This is a genomic window from Roseovarius spongiae (assembly GCF_003651245.1).
GTDB lineage: Bacteria > Pseudomonadota > Alphaproteobacteria > Rhodobacterales > Rhodobacteraceae > Roseovarius > Roseovarius spongiae.
Genome location: NZ_RAPE01000007.1, coordinates 59,812 through 81,137, shown reverse-complemented (window position 1 = coordinate 81,137; position 21,326 = coordinate 59,812). Strand labels below are relative to the sequence as shown.

The window sequence follows — 21,326 nt, the reverse complement described above, 5'->3', positions numbered from 1 at the left end:
GGGCGGCATGGGGAGAGGTCGGCTCGCTGTCGGTGTGGTGCTGGTGACCCTCGTCGCCGTCGCCATCGGCTATGTGATCGCCTCTGCCGTTCTGACCTTTCGCGATCTGGGGTTCCAGGCGGATATCGACTTCTTCTACATTGCCGAGAACTACCTCGCGTTTCGACATGCCAGGCCGGACGACTTCCGACTGATCAACCTGATCATGTGCGGGGCAGGGGTCCTGGGTCTCCTGATGAGCCTCGCGATGTCCGGCTCGGCGCTCACCAGCTTCGGCTACACCCACTGGCAGACCCGCCGGGAGATGAAGCGGAACGGGTTCTTCGGCGCCCCGGGCACGGGCTTCGTGCTCGGCAAGCTCGGCAAGCCGACGTCGCGCGCGCCATTCCTCTGCTCGAAGACCTTTCCGCACGCTCTCATCGTGGCGCCCACTGGGCGCGGAAAGACAACCGGCTTCGTCATTCCGAACCTGCTTACCTGGCAGGGTTCGGCTGTCGTCCTCGACGTGAAGGGTGAATGCTACGAGGCCTCGGCCCGCCACCGCGCCGCGGCTGGCGATACGGTCTACCGCTTCGCGCCAACCGATTGGGAGACCAAACGCACCCATCGCTACAATCCGCTTCTGCGCATCTACGAGTTGAAAGACTCGGCACGCCAGCAGATGGAGCTGCTGCTCCTCGCGACGCTCTTCCTTCAGAACGACAACGACCGGGTGCAAGGCCTCCTGAAGGGCGGCATCGATCTCTTCGTCGCCGCGGGGCTCCTGGCCTTCCAACGGCAGCGACCAACGCTTGGGGAGATTTACCGCATCGCCGCATCGGGCGGGCATAAGCAGAGAGAATATCTCGCGCGCGCTCACGAAGTCTGGAACCCGGCCGCACGGCTGATATTCACCCGGCTCGCGTCGACCAACAACGACACCTTGACCTCCTATGTGTCGCTGCTGATGACGTCTGGGCTCGATCAATGGCAGAACCCGGCGATCGACGAGGCCACGTCGGTGTCGGATTTCGACTTCCGGACGATCCGCAAGAAGCCGTTCAGCGTCTATCTCGTGGTCCAGCCGCTCATGGTAAAACCCCTGGCGCCCCTGATCCGGCTCTTCTTCTCGGACCTGCTCTCGGCGATGCAGGAAAAGGAGCCGGGCCCGGACGAGCCCTGGCCCGTGATGATCCTGCTCGACGAATTCAACCGCCTCGGCAAGATGCCCATCGTGGCCGAGAGCATCGAGATCCTGCGCCAATATCGCGGGCATCTCGCGATCGTCACCCAAACCATTCCGGCCATCGACGAGATCTACGGCGAGAACACGCGGCGCGCTCTGCAAGGTAATGCCGGCATCAAGCTCTACCTGACGCCTTCGGACGAAAAGACGGTCGAAGAGCTGAGCAAGGCTGTCGGCAAGACCACGAAGACCGTCGTGACGCGCTCCCGCGCCATCGGCAAGAACCCCTTCGAGGGGCGTAGCCAGTCGGAACGGACCGAAGAGGTCTCGCTCCTGCCCGAAGACGAGGCGCGGCGCCTGCCGCTCGACGAGATCGTCGTCGTGGTCGATGCGCAGATGCCGGTCCGGGCGAAGCGGGTGGTGTATTTCGAGGACCCGTTCTTCAAGGGCATCCACGCGGCGCAGGAAGGCGATCTGCCGTTTCCGGACGGCCCTGTTGCACCAATGGGCGAACTGCCGTTGAGCGTCCGGGCAATGCCGACGGCCCCGCGCGGGTCAGGTCTGACGGAACGCGATTTCGAGGCCAGGATGGGGTTTGGCGAGCACAGCGGAAACTCGCGTGTCAACCCCGGCACTGCTTCGGATGCGCGGCGGGTACGCGCCGCAGCCATCGTGGATGATCAGGGCCAGTTCGAGATGGATTTCGGGGCACGGGCGGAGCTTGATGTCGAGGCTGCTAGCGAAGATGACATGGCCATGGTTCAGGATGCGCTCAGTGATTTAGATCGTCTCGAGGGGCAGATCGCCGAAGAATCGGCGTCCGGTGGACGTCTGGTAGCGCGTTGATCACAAGGGCGCGCTGACCCAGCCGGACATCACAGAACTATGCAGCTTTATAGACACACCCAAGCATTTTGAGTACCGGCATCAAGCGTCGGGATGTTTCATGGCTTACCGACCAATGCGTCGATTTCGGTCAATCTGCGCCTGATAATCCGGCGCCGTGCCAGCGTCTTTTGCCGTAGCGCCTTGGGTTGCCTTCACCGGTCGTGGTTGCGCGTAGCTGCCGCGAACCGGCATCGGAGCGATACCCAACAAGGCCCTTGCGCGTAAAGCCGCGTACTCCGCACCGGTTGCTGAGCCCATCAGGTAACGATTTTGCGCTTGTTGTGAGCCGAAGACAGCCCGTCCGAACGTATACGTACCGCCAAGTCCTCCGGAAAGTGCCGGCATCATTATATTACCGGAAATCGCCCGCACGATGAACGGTGTTGCGATGATGAAACCTTTCGCCATAAGAACCATCATGAAGAAAGGCAGAAGTGCACCAATGTTCGGCGCGCCTTCCGGATCTCCGAGCTCAGTGATCAAAGAGCCGGATATGCCGGTTATGGTTGAAAAAATCCCAGCAATTATAATCGGATACATTGCAAACGAGACTACCGCCGAAAGCCACCGTGCAAAATAGTCTTTGGTGACATCGAAGAGTGTCAGGAAGATCATGATCGGGGCGAGCCCGAGTAGGAGTGCGATCATCAAGCGCGAAGCGACCATCAAGAAAGCGGCAAGCGCGCCGAGTAGCGAAAGAAGGAACACGCCAAGATTGGAAAGAATCGCCCCGGCCATCCAGTTCAGTTCTTCACCGGCGGCGTTAAGGTAATCACCAAAATCGGCGATCATACTGTCGAATTCCTCCGCGTAGGTGCCTGAAGGCCCCGGTGTCCCTCCCCCAACTGCGGCGATGAGTGAACCGGCAATGCTATCGATCCCGTTCAGAATGGAAGCGGACAAAGCGTTAAACTGGGTCCAGTTTTGTGCGAAAATGCCAATCAGAACGAATTTGACACCTAGCCAAAACGCAGTCCGCCCATCCATAGCTCGATACTGATAGACCATGTTTATTGCCACGAGGACTAGGACCAACGTCGCACCGAGCGTCGTAATTGTTCCAACTGTAGCGGCCACCGCTCCAAACTGTGTCTCCGCTGCCTCGTCTAAAAACCCCTGGGCGTCGTCCACGATCCAAGAAACAACGCTCATTCTCCGCTCCTATATCACCAGTTGCCCGCGTCTTCACACAATGCTTTAGCGGCCTCCCGCGTCTCATTGGCTTGCGCTCGATACTCATTCCTCGCGTCCCGGAGGCCGTTCCGATCAGCGCCTAGATAATTATCGTTGAACTGTTGAACCGAACGCTTCCAACTTGGGAAACGGATCGCACACGAACATTCGCCGGCCTCAATCACATTCTTGTAGCTTTGCGCCCGATAGATCATTTGGATCACCGCGCCCTGGAATGCATCGCGAGACGGCAGTCTGTCTATCCATTCAGGTTGTGATGGCCGATCCGGACAAATGTCAAAGCCGTTGTCCAGCGTTATCGATGGACTTTGTGGCGACGCCAGAGTTGGGGCCATCGCAATAGCGAAGATGAAGACTGACATGGGTATCTTCACGCGCTTTTCTCCGTCGATTTCTGATACTCCTCTTCAGTAATTTCATACTGCAAGAGAACGGTGTAGACGGGTTGCATTCCCTGTAGATGTGTCATTGAGACGATTTCCCAGCCTTCCAATGTGTAGGAAGCAATTACATCTTCCATGTCTCGATAGTCATTTTTCTTGTTGGGAGAGAAGGTCAGGATCTTGGGCGAATACCGTTTCATTGGCTTGCCTCCATTTCCAATTCGGTGCCGGGCAAATAGAACTCCGTAATTCCGCGTTTCCCGTCTTCGCGGCCGGCTTGTATGATCACGTCAATGGAGCTTTCGATGTAGTCTATCATATCGCGGTAGGGGATCGGGACTTCGGTCTTGAGCGCAGCGATGGCTAGGCGCTGAACCGCCAACTGGGGCGTTTCGGCGTGCAGCGTGGTCATCGAGCCACCGTGGCCGGTATTGATGGCCTCAAGGAAGGTCATGGCCTCTTTCCCGCGAACCTCGCCCAGAATGATGCGGTCGGGCCGCATGCGCAGGCTCGCGGTCAACAGGACGTCGGCTGTCTGGTTCAAGGCATCCCTGTTTGAGATCAGGGTGACGGCATTCGGCTGTTTCGGGAGAAGCTCGGATGCCTCTTCGATGGTCAGAATCCGTTCCCCGTCGCTGACGTAGGAAAGGATCTTCCGAGCGGCGACGGTCTTCCCGGTGGAGGTGCCGCCGGAGACGATCATGTTGAGCTTGTGCTCGACGCAATGCCGGATCGCGGCGTCGATGTCGCCGCTGGCCACCACCTCACGAAGCTGGCGGTTCTTCTCCTGTCGAAGCTCTTCCAGCTTGCGCTCTTTCCCATAGAGGAAGCCCAATTCGATGGATTCAATCGGAAGGCTGGAGAAGAAGCGCAGACTGATCGACATGCCGCGGTTGACCGCAGGCGGTGTGATGACCTGAGCCCGGATCGGCCGTTCACGATAGGTGATCGAGACCGACACGATGGGCCGGTCCTTTGAGAGAGGGGTCGCTGCATCCGAAGCGATCTGGTTTCCGAGATCCTTGATCTGATCCTCGGTAAGCGTCTGATTGAGACGATGCATGAAATGGTCCCCCTGAAACTCCCCCCAGCAGGACCCGTCCGGGTTGATGCAGATCTCGATGACCTCCTCGCGTTTGGCGTCTTCCAGTTTGTCGATGGAGGCCTGGAGATAGCTGAGCGTCATGAGTTCAGAAGATCTCCAGATCCCGGTCCACCATGACGGTAATCCGCGCGCCCTGATCGACATAGATGACTGGGCCGATGGAAAGATATTCTCCGATCACGCTGTCGGTGGCGTCGGCGAGATCATCTCCAATGTCTTCCAGGACATCCTCTGCGAGTTCATCCTGCGTCTCATTCGCCGCGACGGTCGGCGCGGCCGAAATCAGCGAGATGAGCGCGGCCGAGCCGAAGCGTTCGGTAAAGCGGGTGTCGACGAAACCCGTGGTGCCGGAACGGCCAAGCTCATCGGCCCCAAACGCGCTGATCTGGACCGTCTGATCGTTCGGCAGGATGATCCGGTCCCAGGTGATCGTGAGCCGTCGCTGCGCGATATCCGCACCTGAGCGGTATCGCCCGATCAGCCGGGACCCGGCGGGGATCAGAAGCCGCGTGCCATCATAGCTGTAGACATTCTCCGAGGTAATCGCGCGGACCTGGCCGGCCAGTTCGCTCGTGATCGCCGTTTCCAGAGCGGCTTGGATGACCGTACCCTGGATGACAGTGTTCGCAGGGTTCGCGATGACCTCGGATTGGGTGACGGGGCTTGGGAAGGCCCCATTCAGGACGAAGTCGGCCGCATCACTCAAGGTGCGCTCCGCGAGTTCCGTTCCTTCCGAGTCGCCTGTGGCCCCCCCGAAGGCAATGACGGAAGAGAGGATGCGACGTTCCTGGAAGGCGCGCTCTTCCTCGGCACGGCGTTGCAACTCGGCGAGACGGCGCGCTTCTTCCTCTTGCCGCCGCCGTTCCTCCTCCATGCGCCGAAGCTCTTCGTCGGTCGGACCCGTCGGAGCAGGGGTGGGCTGTTGGGCCTCAAGACGCGCCAGATCGAGGTCCATGCGCAGCTGTTGCAGTTCGCGGTCGCGGGCTTGCAGTTCTTCGGTAAATTGCTGTTGCGCGGCTTCGGAGGCCGCTTGCAACTCGGTGAGCTTGGCGGTCAACGCGTTAATGGCCTCCGCCGCCGCCGTGTCTTCTTCAACCATCGGGTCCGGGGCGTTCTGAATGGCTTCGATCTGCGCTTGGAGCGCCGCGATCTGGGCGAGCAGTTCGGCGTTGGGTTCCGGTGCCGGGGCGGGGACCTCCACGACTTCCGGTTCCGGCGGGGCAGGGGGTACGAAGGGCTCGATAGTGCCGAACCCGTCGCCTTCGGGTTGGAATTCATCCGGTGTCGCCGTGGGGAGGGCCACTTCTTCTTCTGGCTGGTTCAACAGGTACAGGACGGTGCCGCCGAGACCGACGAGCGCGACGACAAGAAGGGCCGTCAGAGGCGAGCGGCGGGTTGTGGTCCCCGGGCTGCCCGAGGCGCTCGCCTCAAGCCGGGCGAGGCGTTCGGACATGTCAGGTTGGTTCGGCTTGTCGCTCATCACGTGCCTCCCGTCAGCGAATTGGCTTGAATGCAGACAACGGTATCGCCGAGGCGCAGCACCCACTGGGCATTCACGCCCGAGAGCCGGATCACGCCGGGTTCGGTGGCTTGCGTATTGACGGTGCGCTCGCGCCCGTTCGAATAGCGGAAGATCGCGGGGACCGGCGCGTTGCGGGCGAACTGGAAATAGGTGAAGGTCCCGTCATCCCAGACGCGCGCGGGGGTGATTTCCGTGCGGTCGCTGGCCCCGTAGTTGTAGTTCGGGGCCTGGGCCGCGACGGCGTTCCGGGGGCGACGCTCTTCATCGGGATAATGGAATTGCACCACGTAGAAGGTCGGCGTCGAGACCTCCTGGACGTTGAAATAGTAGCTGCGCCGGTTGGTATAGACGGTGACGTTGGTATGGACGCCGCGGGCCAGCGGCTTGATCGCGAAGGCCTGGCCGCCGGGGACGCCGTCGAGCTCGAAGCCTTCGGTGTCTCCGGCCAGGATCGAGCGGATGGTTTCGCCTGTCCCGAACTCGATGGTCGTCACATGGGTGAGCGAGACGTTAAGGCGGAAGACCTGGCCTTCCTGATAGGTTGCGATCCGGACCCGAGCATCGTTGGGGCCGCGCCTTGGCGTTGCTTCCGCGAGGACGTTCGAGGCCGTGAAGATCAGGATCAGAATGCCAGGTCCAAGCCGCTGCATATCAGTTCTCCAATCTGTCGGACCGGATCGAATACTCGAGCACGGTGAAGCCGAAGGGGTTGGTCCAGACCTGATCGATCGTGCGCGCTTCCTCGGGTCGGAACTCGAAAAGCAGCGTCGCGGTGAAGAGGCCCGCCTGGATGCCCTGGATGGAGGTGAGGCGCTTGCGAAGACGCACCGTGGCGCGGTTCTCACCGATCAGGTTGATGCTGAGGACTTCGACATCGAGTGTGGAGTTGGCCCCGTAGACGGTCGGAGGGTACTCAGGGTTTGCGCTGTTCCACTGCGCCGTGACGGAGGCTTCCGCCCGGCCATCGGAACGCTGAAGAACGCTGCGGATACGCACGTCATTGTCGAGCTGATTGTAAACCTCGCGGTCCGTTACATAGCGGAAGATCTCCGCCTCGATGACGGCCTGATTCCCGGTGACGTGCGTGGCGCCGACCGAGGCTTCGGGCAGGGCAAATCCGGTCTCTGGATCGTAGGGGACAACCACCGGCGGCGGGTCGACATCGAGGATGGCAACCATCACCGCACCAAGGGAGCCGATCAACCCGAAAATCATCCCGAGGAGACCAAGCCGTTGCCAGAGCCGCTCCCGGCGGAGCGCCCCGTAGACCAGTTCCTCCTCGATGATTTCGCGTTCACTGTTCAACGTCATATGCCTCGAAACTCAGTCGCCCAAATCCGGAATGGTGAACTCCATGAAGTTCTGTTCTTCGGCGATGGTAGCGGCATCGATCACGCCACCGGTGCCATCGCCCACCGTCTGGACGGCCTCGAGCTGCCACATGGCGACAAGCGCGATGGCGAGTTCGGCGGTCACACGCGTGTTGAGATCGACGCTCTCCTTGAGCTCATCCATGTCGTCGATAAGACCGACGAGGCGCTCCACCCGTTCGAGGGACTGGCCCGCATCGTCGTAGCTGTTCTGTGCGGCGGCCGAGACAAGCGCACCTGTGGTCGCTTGGGTGGCGATCCGTTCCGCCCCGGCATTGCCGCTGGTTGCCATCTCGCGGAGCGTATCGTCATCAAAGCCAAGCTCGGCCAACACGCGGTCCATTTGGGTTTCGATCTCGGCGGCGCCGGAGCCGCTGAGGCCCGAGAAGTCGCCGGTACGGATGGCCTGAATAGTCGCCTGGATATCGCCGAATTCCTGATCGAGGATGCCGTTCAACTCGGCCTCCATTTCCGTGGCGATGATTTCGGGGAGTTCCGCAAGCCGCGTCAGGGCCTCATAGGTCCGCTGCAATTCGGCCAGTTGGTCCGTGAGTGTAGTGAGTTGTTCGCGCAGCTGCAGAAGCTGTTCGTTCTGCAGGAGTTCATCCTCGATCATCTGGCGCAATTGCTGGATGTTTTGGGCGATGTTTTGGGTGTCGATAACAGGCACGCCTTGGGCCGCTGCGGCTACCGGCAGAAGTGCGACCGGCGCGGCGATGCCACCAAGCGTCAGTAGGGTTGACAGGGTGAGAGCGCGCAGCGATTTGCAAAGCAGTTGGGCGGGCATCAGTCCAGCTCCTCTATGATGAATGTCATGAAGTCTTGTTCCTGCATGCGCGCAGCGGCGAGACGCATCTGTTCGGCGCTGAATGGCTGGGTGCGCGCGGCCTGGAGCCTGGTCATGGCCGCGATGAGCCGGACCAGCTCGGCCCTAGCGTAGGTGTTGAGCGCCATCGATTCCTGCACATCCGACGTGGTCCCGATACGGGTTACGATATCGCGGACGCGGAGGGTGGCTTGCCGGATCGCGGTCGGGGAATTGCTGCCGTAGAAGGCCGCGCCCGCGCCGGTCAGCGAAAGGTTCGAGTTCGCGAGAAGCGCCGGGTCGATGGTGCCGAGCGCCTCGATCCCGCCGATCCGCGCAAGGTACGCATTGTATTGCTGCGGGATGACGGTGACGTAGTGCTGGGTTTCCTGGAAGGGCGGCACGCCGCCATACTCGATGACGCGGCCAGGGCCTGCGTTGTAGGCCGCAAGCCCGAAGATGATGTTGCCATCAAAGCGCGCCAGTTGGTCCGAGAGATAGCGCGCGCCGCCATCGACCTGCAGATAGGGGCTCGTGCGGTATTCCGGGTTGATCCCGAGATCGTTGGCGGTCCCGGGCATGATCTGTGTGAGCCCGTAGGCACCCACGGGGCTTTCCGCGCGGATCACGAAGCGACTCTCCTGCCAGATCAGAGCCTGAAGGAGCGCGCGCCACTGGACAACCGAGAGACCGGCGGCAGAGACCCCGGGCCGCCCGTGGGTTTCCTGGGCAACCCGGATGATCAGCTGCTCGATATTCTCCGCCGCGTCCCCGAACATCTGAACTCCGGCGGGGTTTGGATCAATGTCGGCTGTTCCGTAGACGGCTTCGGCGGAGCGGTCTGTGTCGCCGTTACCGCCCTCAAGGTCCGTGACCATGCCGGTGATGGCCGCGCTGTCGAAACTGGTCTGTGCGTCGAGGATCGCATCGAGGACGGCGAGCTGTTCGCGTTCGATCGCAGAAATCTGTTCCTGGACCGTGAGCGTTTCCCGTTGCACCGCAAGATCAGCTTCGCGGTCCGCAGTCTCGATCAGATCGCGTGCGGTCAAGCCGCTGTCATTCACCGGCACGCCTTGTGCCAGCGCGGTCGAAGCCGCGCCGATCAAAAGCAACGTGGCGAAAAGCGGCCTACTCATAGGCGAGGTCCTCGAAGTCAGCACCACCGAGCGTGTCAAAGTGGCAATCAATTGGCGCATCGCCACGCGCGACGAAGCTGAAGCAGTTCGCCTCAGGTTCGCGGTAGTTGGAGCAAGCAGCGAGAGTGCAGATCAGTAAAGCGAGCGAGAATGTTTTCATGGCTGTAGTCTCCAGAAATCGGGACGGGCGCGGTAATCCTGGCCGACGAGTTTTTCGCCGGCCTCCATGCCGCCGAGGATGGTCAGGTTGTGTCCGAGGGCGCTCAGATCGGCGTCGACGACCACCGATCCCTGGTCATCGCGAATGAGCGCGAGCCGGGAGTTCGTGCCTGTGTTCAGGAGCGTATCGAGCTCTTTCTGGAAGAGATTGAGCATCGCGTAGTCCGAGGCATTGGCCCGGATGTTTGGGAGAAGCACTTGTGTCGGGACCGCCTCGACGATGGTCTTGCCGGTGCGGGTCCGCTCGAGCTGGCTGGCATATTGCGTCATCATCACGGCCACGGTGTTCTGTTTCCGGGCCGTGACGAGCCATTGCGACAATCGCTCCGCGAAATACGCGTTGTCGAGCGCCTTCCAGGCCTCGTCGATGATGATGATCGTCGGGCGGCGGTCCTCGATCTTCCGCTCGATCCGGCGGAAGAGATAGCTCAGGACCGCCATGCGCTCCTTGTCGCTTTCACTGTCTAGAATGCCCGTCAGATCAAAACCAACCATGTCGCCATCGAGCGAGAACGTGTCCTCGAGGCTGTGGCCGAAGATCCATCCGAACCGGCCCTTCTCGGCCCATTCGAGAACCCGCTGGTTCAGATCCCCGTCATCATCCATCGACATGAAGAGCGATGCGAAGTTTTGCCAGTCGCGAAGGCCCGGGTCGGTGGCCTGGGCGTTCTGGCGCACACACTCCATGATGCGGTTGGTTTGCGCCGGGGTGAGGGGCTTGTCTTCGCGGTGGAGCAGGGTGCCGAACCAGTCGGCCAGCCAGGCAATGCCGCGGCTGTCGGTCTCGGTCCAGAGGGGATTGAGACCCGTGGGCATGCCGCCCTGGATGGTGGTGTAGCGCCCGCCATTGGCGCGGACGGCCATTTCCATCCCCTGGCGATAGTCGAAGACAAAGACCCGCGCCCCCGCGCGTTTGGCCTGGGTCATCAGAAAGGCGGCAAGGACCGACTTGCCTGAACCGGGGCGACCCATGATGAGCGTGTGACCACTCGTGGGTTCCTTCCCAGGAGACCCGGCCTCGTGGAAGGAGAAGCGGTAGGCGCTCTTTTCTGGCGTGGGAAAAAGCGAGATGACCTTGCCCCAGGATACTTCGTCGGCTCGCTTGCCGAGCTGCGTCCGGTGGAAGGCAGCGAAATCGGCAAAGTTGCGATTGGTGACCGTGCTGGGGCGCAAACGCTTTGGCTGGTTGCCGGGGTGCTGGCTGAAGAAATGCGTGTTTGCCCCGAACCGATCGCTGACCATCGTCACGCCTTCGGAGGCGGCGGCGTTCACGATCTCGGCGCCGAGGGTTTCGAGCCCATCGAGCGTTTCGGCGAAGACAGTGACCACCATATGGTGATCGCCCATGCTGGCGCGCTTGGCTTCGAGATCGTCGGCCAGGAAGGAAAGGTGTTCGCGGAGCGAGACTGCGGCATCATCGGCGGCCTGCATCTGCTTCACCTGCCGCTTGATCCGCGAGATCGTCATGTTCGTGTTTACGGGTGTGAAGGAATGCGTGACGATCATATCGACGGGCAGGTTGAGCGTATCGAACATGGTGCAGCTTGTCTGTTCGGAGTAATCCTTGATGGAGTAGCTCTTGCCAAAACGGCGACCTGCTACGCCCTCGCTCAGCTCGAAATGATCCCCGAAGAACGTCACGCGGGTGTTCGCGGCCGAGGAGGCCAGAAATCCGAACTGCGAGGTATGGTAGAGCGGGCGCTCCTGGCCGGTGTTCAGGGCACCGAGGAAGCCGACCAGGTCCCCGGTCTCAGCTGAGAGCACGGACGGCTTCAGCTCCGCCAGACCGGAGGTGAATATGCCGACGGCTTCATTCAATCGCCGCAGCCGCTTGACCGTCTCATCCTTCAGGCGCTCGGGCGAAGGGCTGCGCATGAAGCTCAGGAAGCTTTTGTTTGGCGGGCGGTGGATGACTGTCAGTGTGAGCGTCTTGTCCCGAAGCCCCCTGGTATTCATGTTGTCGCACCATTGCGCGTCCACCATGGCGGCGAAACTGTCGCCGTCGACGGGCTCGAGGTCCACCTTGATGCCCTTCGAGACCTTGTGGACGTAGTAACTGAATTCTTCACCAAGCTGCGCCACGATCCGCGCGAAGAGCGCGCGGACTTTATCGAGGTATTCATGATCTGTCGTGTAGCTGTTGACCCCTGTGATCCGGATGGATTGGAAGAGTTCGTTCACCCGCGTGCGGACCGTGCGATCATCGACGAGACTCACGTAGGGCAGCATATGTGCCAGATGCTTCTCATGCTGAAACCAGTTGGGCATCAGCGTGCGCTCGTCACGTTCCTTCACATCATCACGGGGCATAGCTGTCGCCTAAGTGGATTTTGCGGTTTCGGGTCGGAGGTGTTTCCTGAAGCGTGGTCATCGCCACATCGATGAAGCGCGGATCCCAATCTGCGGCTTTCCAAAGCAGAGGATAGAGAACGGCTGCGATGCCCAGGACGACAAAGCTCTGGATCCAGACGAAGAGAAGGACGGAGCCGAAGAGCCAGACCACGGCATACATGATCGGCAGACCGAAGAGTTTCGGCGGGCGTACGAGGCCAAGAAAAAGGGGGGACCGTTCCGCCACGCCAAACTCCTCAACTGAAGACCGCGGCCACGATCGTGGGTGCGGCAGCGACACCGGCGATACCGACCAAGACCCAGAGGGCCTGCCGCAAGTCGATGATGTTGAAGAACCAGCTCAGGAACACGCCGATCACCGCGAGGGTTGCGATCACCACACCAAGCGGGCCGGTGAGCGCATCGACAATACCTTGCAGAAGGTCCTGAATAGGCGACAGGTCGATGCTCTGCGCCATGGCGGGTTCGCCCAAGGCAACGAAGACCGTCAGAACGGTCAGTAATAGGGGTAGGGGCCTCATGAATTCTCTCCTTCCAGCCTGTTGAACACGGCCAGCACCCGCTGAACGTGGGTTTGCGTCTCTCGGTAAGGGGGAATACCGCCATGCTCTCGGACCGCCTCCGGCCCGGCATTGTAAGCGGCAAGCGCCAGCCGCGTGTCCCGGAAAGTCTCGAGCTGTGCGGCGAGATAGCGTGCCGAGCCATCGAGATTGGCCCGCCAGTCAGAGGCATCAACGCCGAGGATGTCGGCGGTTCCCGGCATAAGCTGACCAAGGCCAATGGCGCCGACCCGCGACCGGGCGTTCGGATTGTAGGCACTTTCGATTTCGATATTGGCGCGAAAGAGGAGACGCCACTCTGTCACCGAGAGGCCGGAAGTACGCAAACCCTGATGCGCGGCATAACGGAGCGCCGTCTCGTCTATGGCGGCGAGGATATCCGGGCGCGGGACCGCGATGCGTGGGGCGACCGCTGCGACGCGGAACGTGCCATCGTCGCCTTCTGTCTCAGCCTCGCGGTCGCTCCCAAAGATATTTAGCGGTGCGTCGGGATCGCCTTGACCGATCCCGTCATTGTAGTTGCGTGCGAAGGCGTCTTGGGAGTTCGAGGGGGAAAGCGATCCGTCGCTTTCTATCGTGTAGACCATTTGCGCCGACGCGGCATGGGCCGCGAGCAGCAGGACGGCGCTAGCTGTCGCTGTCGTCGTCTGGCGTATCCGCCAAGGTGTATGTCCAGCGCTGGCCTTCGTAGACCGGGAAGGCCACCACCGAAAAGCCGAGATCGATAAGGAAGGAGACGAGTCCGGTGACCGTCTTGAAGGTCCGGAGCTGGATAAATTCCCCATCGGGACGCGCCCGGGCGGTGACAAGTTCCTTCTCGACGCCGTCGTCGTCAACGGCGCGCAAGAGCCAGATGCCATGCCACACGGAGTTTTTCCGGTAGGCATCCTGCTTGCAGACGACTTCGACGCTGTATCCGGATTCAACGAGCATCTTGAATCCCGCTTCTGTAACCACATTCGGCGCTTCTTTTTGCAAATCTATCGCCACGGCGCGCTCTTTCGTCTCTGGGCGCACCGGAGCCATTGGTTCCGATGAGCCATGATTACAATTATACTGTTTTGTGTGCAAGATGCGGTTTTGTCTTGCGCAAGCTTTCGCTCGACGCCATTATTACGCATGGCTGGTCGCTTTCCTCAAGCATCGAGGGCCTGTTCTCATGCGCAAACAGATCACCTGTATCTGCTCTGTCGCTGTATTATTGTTATTATGGCTTCCGGGGGTTGCGATGGCACAAACCTGCTACGCACCGGAGCGGCCCTTCGTGCCGACCGACGCCGAAGACATTCGCGAGTATGGAGACCTGATTCGGTCTGACTTTGAGCTCTACATCCAGGACATCCAGGCATATTTCCGCTGCCTCGAGGAGGAGCGAGCGCGGGCCTTCGAGGAGGCACGCGAGGTCAGTGAGGATTACGGGCGGTTTCTGCAAGTGTTGGGTCAGTGACACACAGACGGCTAGCCGGGCAAACAGCTGCGTTGAGTGATGCCTAGCAATGTGGAGATCGCAGGTTGCGGAATTATCGCTTGGTTTCGGATCACGATTTTCCGTGGGGGGATGATCATGAAGGTCTTGCTGATCATCGTAGTCTTCAACTTCGAAACCGGTTCTGAAGTGGAGACTCGCATGGACTTCAAGGGTGATGCAGCCTGCCATGCAGCGGCGTTGGACGCCTTCCAAGCGGTAGATAAGAACGCTGAAATCCGTGCGATGGACGTGCCGTCTGGGCAGGAAGTACTCGACGGCACGATGATCGCCTACGACGAAACGGGCAGCGAGATTGGCATGTATGCCTGTAACGTTCTGCGTGCCACTCTGCAGGGGCAAGACGGGTAGGGAACCTCGATACATTCGGGAGAATGAAAAGTGCGCGGTTGGGTGGCTGGATCAGTGAAAAGGGATTTCGCGCACTTTGTGCAAGCTCCGGTCCGCGAGTTCCACCTGTTGCTTAGTAGTTGACCTGTTCGTAACCGTAGTCGCCTTCGTAGTCGTGCCACTCCACGAAAACCGAACGATGCCAGATACCCGGACAACTATCGCCGTAGCGCTCGACGCCGATATGGGCGTCGGGAAGAGCACCGATGCTGCTCCGCCTCCAACCGTAGTCGCCCTGCGTGCCGTAGCTGCCGAGTCGCACGCTCGCGTAGCGATTGCACTCGCCACCGTCCTCTCCGCCACTTTCCCATTGACGTGCCTGAGTCTGAAAGACGCGGATCGAGCGGACGAAGTTGAACTCCGGACCGCTGATGTCGATATCGGCGCGATCCTGCGCGAGCTGCAGTGAAAACCTTTCTGACAGTGGAGTCGTGTCGCTATCCGCAACCTGGAGGACAGCAGGTTGTGGTTTCGGAAATGTTGTAGCAGGGGTGCCCGCAAGGCTTCCGTCGAGTCCCGTGACTAGGTTTCCGGCGTCATCGACCGGGAAGGACTGAAGCGGGGCTGTCTGATCGAGCTCCAAGAGGATCTCGTAGATACGTTCGCTGGTGAGAGCATCCGGATCAACCGGATAGGCCGCGCCCATTGGACAGCGCCAGATTTGCAGTGGAGGCTCCACGGGCCAGGGTGTGATGCGGCGGATGAACTCGGCACGCGCGCGGGCGCAGGGGACGGACGCTGGCCATCCGCCCGACAGGCAGAGAAGGATTGCGCAGTCGATCTGATAGGATTGGGCTCTGGCTCGTTCGGAGGTCATGGCAAACGCGACAACCGTCAGCGTTGCTACGGTCAAGGCGGTCGTTCTGAGGGCATTCAACATGAAACCTCCTCGATGCACACATGATGATGAATCAATAGCACAGTATTGACATTATCCTACGGTTTTGACAAATGCTTTGTCCTGCACCCATGCGGCTGTCCCTGCATTGCGGGCAGGGTCAGATGGGCTGGAGCGTCCAAGCGTAGCGTCGGCGCGGGTATCTCAGCTTGCAATCAGCGTGAAATGGCCGATCCCGCCACGGTCGCATTCTCAAGAGCTATGTTTCGAAACATTGGAAAGCAGATTTCGAGGTTCAGATGATTCCCAATGAACTGAAGAACGCAGCATTGTTGACGGGCCTGATTTTCGTTGTTTCTTCCACTGCCTTTGCTGGTGGCATCGAGCGGCGCGGCGACCCATCGCAGATCCTGTTCGAGGAGGGACGGGACTATCTCGAGTTTTCCGTCGGAACGGTGAAGCCAACGGTGTCGGGGGTTCCTCTGTCTGGCATCCCGGCAGGGCCAACGGGTAACATCGCCAACAGCTACCAGTCATATGCCCTTGGGTACAAACGCGATTTGAGCGACCGGATGACACTGGCGTTTGTTATCGATGAGCCAGTAGGAGCGTCATTGGCCTATTCAAATGCGCTCGCATTCTTCGGCGGCTCCAGCGCAGAGGTTTCGTCGATCGCCTACACCGCGCTCGCCAGGTATGAAATCAGCGACAGGATCAGCGTCTACGGCGGTCTGCGACTGATCGGTGTCGATGGGACCATCACTGTTGTTTCGCCCGCATCCATGCCGAGCCCCTACAGCCTGAGCGTCAGCAGAGACTATCAGTTCGGTTATCTTGCTGGCGTGGCCTATGAGATCCCGGACATCGCTTTTCGGACCGCCGCCACCTACGAGTCGCGGACAAGGCACGAGTTTCGCGACAATGGCGGGTCGCCATTCGAGGTTGAAATCCCGCAGGTCGTCACTGTTCATGCGCAAACCGGGATCGCCGCTGACACGCTCCTCTTCGGATCGATCCGGTGGCGCGAGTGGTCCGAGTTCAAGGTTCAGCCCGCCGATTTCTTTTCCCTGGTTCCGGGCGTCGGCCCCGTCAATACTCCGATCGCCAGTGGGACGAGCGATATCTGGACCTATGAGCTTGGGATAGGACGCCAATTCACCGAGAACTGGAGTGGGGCCATGGCCATAGGCTATGAGCGCGATCTTGGTGACACCGTCGGGAACTTCTCGGGCACGGACGGCTACGTCAGCTATAGCGTGGCCGTGTCCTATGAGGTCCAAAGCTGGCAAGTGACAACCGGTCTTACGTATTTCGAACTTGGCAGTGCGGACTCCTCCGTCACCGCATTTTCAGGGAATGATGGCGTCTCGGCGGGCCTGCAGGTCAGCTACACATTCTGACGGGATGTCGGACGACCTTTGAGCAACCCGCGCAATCGAAGTCCGGCAAATAGGACGTGCGGCGGCAGGGCCAGCGAGTAGTGGCCGCAGTTAAGCTCCAATACGTCGGGATGCGCGCCCGAGGCCCGCAATTTCTGAATGAACTTGTGTGACAGCTCCGGGACAACAACTGTATCCCGTTTCGCCAGAACAAGCTGCAGGTCCAGCCCTGGCCGAGCGAGTTGTCGGGCGTAGGTCTCCTGGTTGATCGGACTCCACGCCATCCTCAGGTCTGCGAGCTCCATGCCGGGCTGAAGGCTTTGCCGGATCGCCTCCGTTGCCCGTCCGGTCCAGACCATATCCGCAAGGCTGCCGGCCGTCAGAAAGAGCGAGGCTTTCGAGACGTTTTCATCATGGGCCGCGACCAAGCCGGCCACCCATGATCCTAGGCTCATCCCGAGGACGGATACTTCCCCATAGCCTTCACCTTTCAGCCACGCGACGAGCTTTCGGCCATCGAGAACAGCTTGCCTGACAGACTGGACGGTTCGACCGATATTGGCGCTGAGCATGTAGTCCGCATAGACCGAGCCTGATCGACGGCGCTCGAAATGATAGGGCATTGCCATCTCGATCACGGTGATACCGCGTTTCGAGAAGTAGTTCGCGAGGTGGCGCTGATGCTTTTGAGCATTCCAGTGATGAAAGACGATCAGCGCCTGCTCCAACGTTCCGCTTTCCGTCGCGCGGGCCCAAACCGTGTTGTTCTCATCGATGTCGGTTTGAATGTCTGACGGAAACGTCAGGCGATCTTCCACCTGCTCAACGTCGAGAGTTGGCGTCGCAGGGCGCTCAAAGAATGTCGGATCGTCGGACGCGTGTTCCGCAAGGGTACAGAAGTCCGCGAGCGTGACATCGTGCTCCGTCCCCGGGAAAGCCCGGTCGGCGTCAAGGATGAGTTCAGATCGTGCCTTCAGCGCATTTCCTCTTTGAACGCGCTTCTCATCCCACCGATCCAGCCAACTCAGATACACGCTAATCTCTCCGCTCTTCGCTCGCGCTCCCAAAACCGAAGTCCGGATCATAGAGTGCGAAGGTTGCAAGTAACACCGCGGCAAACAGCAAAACCGAGAAACCCGCGAACGCGCCGATTAACAGATAGGCCGTGCTCAGAAGTCCCACGGTTGCAACCATCATCCCAAGTCTGCTATTCACGCGACCCCCACCGGCCACCCGAGACGCGCCATGAAGGAACACAAAAATCGAAGACAGGACGATCAGCAGGCTGGTGAAGTGATTGGGCGCGCTGTACTCTCCCAAGCTTTGCGGCCGGTCGCCTGAAGAGAAAACCGCCCACATGTCGTTCATCAACCAGCGAGCGATGTTCGTGCCGCTAGATGTCAGGTAGGCACTTTGCAGTTTCATACAGACCGCGACGAAGATCGCCAGTACAGCACAGCGGAAAATCGCCCCTATCACTCTGGCGCCGACCACGCTGATCACCTCGTTGTTGGCCGCATCGCCGTTGCCGGGGTTGGTCTTCTGGATATTTCCAAAGTCCTGCGCAACGCAGTAGAGCAGAATGAGGGCCGCGAAGAACAGGTAGAAGGAAATGCACATGTAGAGATACGCAAAGCCCGTGAAGGCCATCGTTTCGGGCACCGTAATGATCTCCGGACTAATGATCGCCAGCGAGCCCCAATCGATCGCGAAGTCCCCTCCGCCGCGCAACAGCGGGAGCAGCCGGACGCTGATCCACTGGAAGACTCCCGCGAACAGAACGCATATGAGAAATACGGCCCAAAATGTGTAAGACGAGGCGTCCAGATTGCGCGACCAGTCGCGATGGCTCTCTGCAAGAGATACCTCGTTCGCGATCTTTGGTCGGCCTGTCTCTTTCCAGAATAGGAGCAATTCAGCGGTAGCCGCAAAGAACAGGGGCATGAACGCGAGAAACAGGAACGTCCAGTTGGGGGCCCAGAGGAATCCGACTTGCTTGGTGAGACCGTCGGGGGCCTCGAAAGTCACTTCGTGTATACCGAGGAAGTAGGAGGTAAACTGCAGCGCCACGGCGCCTGCGAAGACCGAGGCCGGCAGGTTCAGTGGTGATCCGCTAAACACTGCCTCCGTTGCCCGAGCAAGCCCCGAACGCGGTGTCTGGCGGGCGGCCATCTTCGGCTTCGGCACTGCGGACGGTATACCTTCTGGCCTGATTTCGCCAGCGGGGCTGCTCTGGTCCAATTCCGTAGCGGACGTGGTTGGCGCATCCTTCGCTCCGCGCTTCTCGCGCCGTTTGGCATCCAGCCTGGATCGAGCGGCGCTGAGCGCTGTCTGCCACTCGCTCACCGCCTCGGGATCACCACAACCAAAGATTCGTGCCAGCCATCTGATGTTATCGCTGCTGATCCCATTGTCATTGTCTTGAAACCAGACCTGGACGGTCCGGAGTTCGATTCCGTTGCGATTGGCCTCGATCGAGGAAATTGCGTTGGCCAAGGTTTCCGGTGTCCACGGTCCGTCAGGGAAGCCGTGAAGATCAACCGGTCTACCCGCACCTGCTGACGCTAGACGAGCAAAAAGCCGCTTGAAATCCTCGTCCGTTTCCTGCGGTGCAACAAAATATTTTCCATTTCTGATCAAAAGCTTCCGCGCCAAGTTTTCGTTCTTTTGCGCCCCGCTGCATATTTTATCGTGATCACAGCAGACAGGTAAGCTCAACTATTCCGAGTGGCGGATTTTGGCTGAAACTGGCCACTGCCTCAGGGCGGTCTCGGTTTCGAGACTCACAGGTATTCGTTTTCATGAACCGGAGGGTGCGACGTGACTTCAGTCGTCAAGATCAAGACAAAGCCGATTTTCGCTGCACGCAGGGTTAAGAAGTGCGACTGCGAAGAGCGTCTCCATGCTCAGGCGGTCAAACGCATCTATGACCGCCAAACCGGCGAGCTTGTTGGCTGGCTCTACGAATGGAACACCGGAGATATTACTCCGAGGTGGTCAGCGGCACCGCATAGTGATGTTGTTTATGAATGACCGTACCGAGAACTATTGCTCTGATGGTCTCATCGGCCAACTCAAACATGCGGTGATGCAACTGGGGTTTGGACTTCTTTGACCCACACTTTCTATATTGAATGTCCGATGGCCTCATTGTTGCGACCGGTCCTGAAGCGTTGTCAACGCCTTAGCAAATTCAATTATTGAGATTCGCGATTTCTCACGTGCTTTGCCGCGATGCAGAACGCCAAACTTGTTCTGCGAGTATGCGCTGTTGCATCTTGGTGGCCACATAGTTTGACCTTTATGGCCAGTACTTTGTCCCTTTTTGACAGATAGATTGACTTTTTCTGGCAATGTCGCTGACCTATCGGGGTGAAGCAATCCACATGCGTCAACTTTACCTTTACCGTGGATGCCTTTTCGTCTCCGGTCGCGGTGGCCGAGACTCCCAGTCCATATGGAGGCGGATTGAAATGGTTGACTGATATCCGGAGAGCCTCAAGGAAAAGGTGGCGCGGCAGCAGCTTGCCTGTCAGTCGTCGAACGGAAACCGCAAGATCAGCAAGTCCGTTCAGCCCACCGTGCCAGAGCGCAAGCCGGCTGAGACCATGCCGATCTACAAGAGCGTCGAGTTCCGGCAAATAAACGGGCATTGTCAGCGAAGGTTCGAGCTTACCGGGAAAACTCTTGCGCTGCAGTTCGAAATATCCGGCGCGACGCCACGTGTTCTCGAAGAGCCACGCCGCATCCGAGGCACCGTCGAGAATGTCGGCAAGCCCTGCGCAGCCAACGCTTTTGGCCCGATAGCGGGCGACGAGCTCCACATCTTTCGCGGTGCCGTGGGTTGTAGCTGCCAAATGGCCGACAAGGCCGGGCAGCCCCGGATCAGCCCCAGCGTCTAAAATGACTGAGGCATCGGCACCGATCAATTCGTCCTGTGCCGCTTGAAGGGTGTTGGTCGCGGTGACATCATGACTGATGAGAACTGTCCGTCCGCCTGTCCGTAAGAGCGCAGAGAGCAGGGCTTCCGTAGCCGGTTTCGCCAGAGGCGCGGCATGGATCAGTACATCATGTTCGGCAAGCAACCGCTCCAGCGTGACGGCGTCGTTCACATCGGCGCGCATCGGCCTCACCGAAGCCGAGGCTGAAGTTCGAGCAAGGTCCTGCGCGACACCGTGCGCCTTCTTCATATCACGCCCGACGATTGCGACTTGTGCATCACCCTCGCGAACGAGCAACTCTGCCACCGCCCGCCCCAGTTGCCCATAGCCGCCGAGGACCGCAAAGGTGCCACCTTCAGCCATCCTGATCGTCGTCCAGACGTCGTTCGAAATATTCGAGCTCCACGCGCGTGTGTCGCTCTGCGTCGGTTTCCATGTCGAGCAGGGCGACCGCGATCCAGCTGAGCACCCGGCCATAAAGTGTGGCCGGGAAGTCGCCCCAGACCCGGTGTGAGACCCGAAAGCCGTTGCCTCGCCGGCTTTCCTCGATCCGAAAGATGCCGCATTCGTCGATCGACACCAGCGGGACGCCC

The 21,326-nt window shown here is 59.8% G+C and carries 25 protein-coding genes; 5 read left to right on the top strand and 20 right to left on the bottom strand.

Annotated features, from left to right (window positions below):
- The first annotated feature begins 7 nt into the window (after positions 1-7).
- The gene (locus D6850_RS17815) at positions 8-2,011 is read left to right on the top strand and encodes a type IV secretory system conjugative DNA transfer family protein (protein WP_121169009.1); all 2,004 of its coding nucleotides are present in this window, start codon (positions 8-10) and stop codon (positions 2,009-2,011) included.
- A 105-nt stretch (positions 2,012-2,116) separates the two neighbouring features.
- Here D6850_RS17815 and D6850_RS17810 read toward each other — a convergent pair whose 3' ends face one another.
- The 15 genes from D6850_RS17810 to D6850_RS17750 are packed head-to-tail and all read right to left on the bottom strand — an operon-like array spanning position 2,117 to position 13,725.
- Positions 2,117-3,205, bottom strand: a complete 1,089-nt coding sequence (locus tag D6850_RS17810) for a TrbL/VirB6 family protein (RefSeq protein WP_121168963.1) — start codon at positions 3,203-3,205, stop codon at positions 2,117-2,119.
- A 14-nt stretch (positions 3,206-3,219) separates the two neighbouring features.
- Complete coding sequence (locus D6850_RS19340) at positions 3,220-3,621, bottom strand: hypothetical protein (RefSeq protein ID WP_166434123.1); 402 nt, start codon at positions 3,619-3,621, stop codon at positions 3,220-3,222.
- Positions 3,618-3,830, bottom strand: coding sequence for a hypothetical protein (locus tag D6850_RS17805; RefSeq protein ID WP_121168962.1), 213 nt, complete (start codon positions 3,828-3,830; stop codon positions 3,618-3,620). The genes D6850_RS19340 and D6850_RS17805 overlap by 4 nt, the downstream gene beginning before the upstream one ends.
- Positions 3,827-4,816 carry an ATPase, T2SS/T4P/T4SS family gene (locus D6850_RS17800; protein ID WP_121168961.1) on the bottom strand — a complete coding sequence of 330 codons (990 nt, stop codon included), beginning with the start codon at positions 4,814-4,816 and terminating at the stop codon, positions 3,827-3,829. The genes D6850_RS17805 and D6850_RS17800 overlap by 4 nt, the downstream gene beginning before the upstream one ends.
- Before the next feature lie 4 nt (positions 4,817-4,820).
- Positions 4,821-6,215: a TraB/TrbI/VirB10 family type IV secretion system protein gene (locus D6850_RS17795; RefSeq protein ID WP_121168960.1), complete on the bottom strand. Its 1,395-nt coding sequence runs from the start codon at positions 6,213-6,215 to the stop codon at positions 4,821-4,823.
- Positions 6,215-6,907 carry a TrbG/VirB9 family P-type conjugative transfer protein gene (locus D6850_RS17790; RefSeq protein WP_121168959.1) on the bottom strand — a complete coding sequence of 231 codons (693 nt, stop codon included), beginning with the start codon at positions 6,905-6,907 and terminating at the stop codon, positions 6,215-6,217. Before D6850_RS17790 ends, D6850_RS17795 begins: the two co-directional genes overlap by 1 nt.
- Position 6,908: 1 nt before the next feature.
- Entirely contained in the window at positions 6,909-7,562 is a 654-nt protein-coding gene (locus D6850_RS17785) for a VirB8 family type IV secretion system protein (RefSeq protein ID WP_121169008.1), read from the bottom strand.
- Positions 7,563-7,580: 18 nt separating this feature from the next.
- Positions 7,581-8,414, bottom strand: coding sequence for a type IV secretion system protein (locus D6850_RS17780; RefSeq protein WP_166434122.1), 834 nt, complete (start codon positions 8,412-8,414; stop codon positions 7,581-7,583).
- The gene (locus D6850_RS17775) at positions 8,414-9,502 is read right to left on the bottom strand and encodes a lytic transglycosylase domain-containing protein (protein WP_121169006.1); all 1,089 of its coding nucleotides are present in this window, start codon (positions 9,500-9,502) and stop codon (positions 8,414-8,416) included. The genes D6850_RS17780 and D6850_RS17775 overlap by 1 nt, the downstream gene beginning before the upstream one ends.
- A gap of 58 nt (positions 9,503-9,560) precedes the next feature.
- Positions 9,561-9,728, bottom strand: a complete 168-nt coding sequence (locus D6850_RS19585) for a hypothetical protein (RefSeq protein ID WP_166434121.1) — start codon at positions 9,726-9,728, stop codon at positions 9,561-9,563.
- Entirely contained in the window at positions 9,725-12,097 is a 2,373-nt protein-coding gene (locus D6850_RS17770) for a VirB4 family type IV secretion/conjugal transfer ATPase (protein ID WP_121168958.1), read from the bottom strand. The genes D6850_RS19585 and D6850_RS17770 overlap by 4 nt, the downstream gene beginning before the upstream one ends.
- The gene (locus D6850_RS17765; protein ID WP_121168957.1) at positions 12,087-12,365 is read right to left on the bottom strand and encodes a VirB3 family type IV secretion system protein; all 279 of its coding nucleotides are present in this window, start codon (positions 12,363-12,365) and stop codon (positions 12,087-12,089) included. The genes D6850_RS17770 and D6850_RS17765 overlap by 11 nt, the downstream gene beginning before the upstream one ends.
- 10 nt (positions 12,366-12,375) lie before the next feature.
- Positions 12,376-12,660 (bottom strand): TrbC/VirB2 family protein, encoded by a 285-nt coding sequence (locus D6850_RS17760; protein WP_121168956.1) that lies wholly within the window; start codon positions 12,658-12,660, stop codon positions 12,376-12,378.
- Positions 12,657-13,286: a lytic transglycosylase domain-containing protein gene (locus D6850_RS17755; RefSeq protein ID WP_121168955.1), complete on the bottom strand. Its 630-nt coding sequence runs from the start codon at positions 13,284-13,286 to the stop codon at positions 12,657-12,659. Before D6850_RS17755 ends, D6850_RS17760 begins: the two co-directional genes overlap by 4 nt.
- A gap of 40 nt (positions 13,287-13,326) precedes the next feature.
- Positions 13,327-13,725, bottom strand: a complete 399-nt coding sequence (locus D6850_RS17750; protein ID WP_245964251.1) for a hypothetical protein — start codon at positions 13,723-13,725, stop codon at positions 13,327-13,329.
- Positions 13,726-13,858: 133 nt separating this feature from the next.
- Between D6850_RS17750 and D6850_RS17745 the strand changes: the two genes are divergently transcribed.
- Positions 13,859-14,146, top strand: coding sequence for a hypothetical protein (locus D6850_RS17745; protein ID WP_121168954.1), 288 nt, complete (start codon positions 13,859-13,861; stop codon positions 14,144-14,146).
- Positions 14,147-14,263: 117 nt separating this feature from the next.
- Positions 14,264-14,536: a hypothetical protein gene (locus D6850_RS17740; protein WP_147438926.1), complete on the top strand. Its 273-nt coding sequence runs from the start codon at positions 14,264-14,266 to the stop codon at positions 14,534-14,536.
- A gap of 112 nt (positions 14,537-14,648) precedes the next feature.
- On the opposite strand, the gene D6850_RS17735 is transcribed toward D6850_RS17740, so the two are convergent.
- Positions 14,649-15,455 carry a hypothetical protein gene (locus tag D6850_RS17735; RefSeq protein WP_206019317.1) on the bottom strand — a complete coding sequence of 269 codons (807 nt, stop codon included), beginning with the start codon at positions 15,453-15,455 and terminating at the stop codon, positions 14,649-14,651.
- 257 nt (positions 15,456-15,712) lie between these two features.
- Here D6850_RS17735 and D6850_RS17730 point away from each other — a divergent pair, with 257 nt between their 5' ends.
- Complete coding sequence (locus tag D6850_RS17730; RefSeq protein ID WP_121168952.1) at positions 15,713-16,813, top strand: hypothetical protein; 1,101 nt, start codon at positions 15,713-15,715, stop codon at positions 16,811-16,813.
- Here D6850_RS17730 and D6850_RS17725 read toward each other — a convergent pair.
- Together D6850_RS17725 and D6850_RS17720 are read right to left on the bottom strand one after the other, a co-directional pair.
- Entirely contained in the window at positions 16,801-17,826 is a 1,026-nt protein-coding gene (locus tag D6850_RS17725; RefSeq protein WP_121168951.1) for an RcgR family putative quorum lactone hydrolase, read from the bottom strand. The genes D6850_RS17730 and D6850_RS17725 overlap by 13 nt on opposite strands.
- A gap of 1 nt (position 17,827) precedes the next feature.
- Complete coding sequence (locus tag D6850_RS17720) at positions 17,828-19,447, bottom strand: RcgA family putative transporter (protein ID WP_206019316.1); 1,620 nt, start codon at positions 19,445-19,447, stop codon at positions 17,828-17,830.
- A gap of 165 nt (positions 19,448-19,612) precedes the next feature.
- Here D6850_RS17720 and D6850_RS19335 point away from each other — a divergent pair, with 165 nt between their 5' ends.
- Positions 19,613-19,825, top strand: a complete 213-nt coding sequence (locus D6850_RS19335) for a hypothetical protein (protein ID WP_147438925.1) — start codon at positions 19,613-19,615, stop codon at positions 19,823-19,825.
- A gap of 164 nt (positions 19,826-19,989) precedes the next feature.
- On the opposite strand, the gene D6850_RS17715 is transcribed toward D6850_RS19335, so the two are convergent.
- Positions 19,990-21,096, bottom strand: a complete 1,107-nt coding sequence (locus D6850_RS17715) for a saccharopine dehydrogenase NADP-binding domain-containing protein (RefSeq protein WP_166434120.1) — start codon at positions 21,094-21,096, stop codon at positions 19,990-19,992.
- Complete coding sequence (locus D6850_RS19580; protein WP_166434119.1) at positions 21,089-21,313, bottom strand: hypothetical protein; 225 nt, start codon at positions 21,311-21,313, stop codon at positions 21,089-21,091. The genes D6850_RS17715 and D6850_RS19580 overlap by 8 nt, the downstream gene beginning before the upstream one ends.
- Between the last annotated feature and the right edge of the window lie 13 nt (positions 21,314-21,326).

Bases quoted from the DNA above. Each gene is read 5' to 3' on its own strand.
- D6850_RS17815 (WP_121169009.1), top strand. From the start codon at position 8: ATGGGGAGAGGTCGGCTCGCTGTCGGTGTGGTGCTGGTGACCCTCGTC.
- D6850_RS17810 (WP_121168963.1), bottom strand. From the start codon at position 3,205: ATGAGCGTTGTTTCTTGGATCGTGGACGACGCCCAGGGGTTTTTAGAC.
- D6850_RS17805 (WP_121168962.1), bottom strand. From the start codon at position 3,830: ATGAAACGGTATTCGCCCAAGATCCTGACCTTCTCTCCCAACAAGAAA.
- D6850_RS17800 (WP_121168961.1), bottom strand. From the start codon at position 4,816: ATGACGCTCAGCTATCTCCAGGCCTCCATCGACAAACTGGAAGACGCC.
- D6850_RS17795 (WP_121168960.1), bottom strand. From the start codon at position 6,215: ATGAGCGACAAGCCGAACCAACCTGACATGTCCGAACGCCTCGCCCGG.
- D6850_RS17790 (WP_121168959.1), bottom strand. From the start codon at position 6,907: ATGCAGCGGCTTGGACCTGGCATTCTGATCCTGATCTTCACGGCCTCG.
- D6850_RS17780 (WP_166434122.1), bottom strand. From the start codon at position 8,414: ATGCCCGCCCAACTGCTTTGCAAATCGCTGCGCGCTCTCACCCTGTCA.
- D6850_RS19585 (WP_166434121.1), bottom strand. From the start codon at position 9,728: ATGAAAACATTCTCGCTCGCTTTACTGATCTGCACTCTCGCTGCTTGC.
- D6850_RS17770 (WP_121168958.1), bottom strand. From the start codon at position 12,097: ATGCCCCGTGATGATGTGAAGGAACGTGACGAGCGCACGCTGATGCCC.
- D6850_RS17760 (WP_121168956.1), bottom strand. From the start codon at position 12,660: ATGAGGCCCCTACCCCTATTACTGACCGTTCTGACGGTCTTCGTTGCC.
- D6850_RS17755 (WP_121168955.1), bottom strand. From the start codon at position 13,286: ATGGTCTACACGATAGAAAGCGACGGATCGCTTTCCCCCTCGAACTCC.
- D6850_RS17750 (WP_245964251.1), bottom strand. From the start codon at position 13,725: ATGGCTCCGGTGCGCCCAGAGACGAAAGAGCGCGCCGTGGCGATAGAT.
- D6850_RS17745 (WP_121168954.1), top strand. From the start codon at position 13,859: ATGCGCAAACAGATCACCTGTATCTGCTCTGTCGCTGTATTATTGTTA.
- D6850_RS17740 (WP_147438926.1), top strand. From the start codon at position 14,264: ATGAAGGTCTTGCTGATCATCGTAGTCTTCAACTTCGAAACCGGTTCT.
- D6850_RS17735 (WP_206019317.1), bottom strand. From the start codon at position 15,455: ATGTTGAATGCCCTCAGAACGACCGCCTTGACCGTAGCAACGCTGACG.
- D6850_RS17730 (WP_121168952.1), top strand. From the start codon at position 15,713: ATGATTCCCAATGAACTGAAGAACGCAGCATTGTTGACGGGCCTGATT.
- D6850_RS17715 (WP_166434120.1), bottom strand. From the start codon at position 21,096: ATGGCTGAAGGTGGCACCTTTGCGGTCCTCGGCGGCTATGGGCAACTG.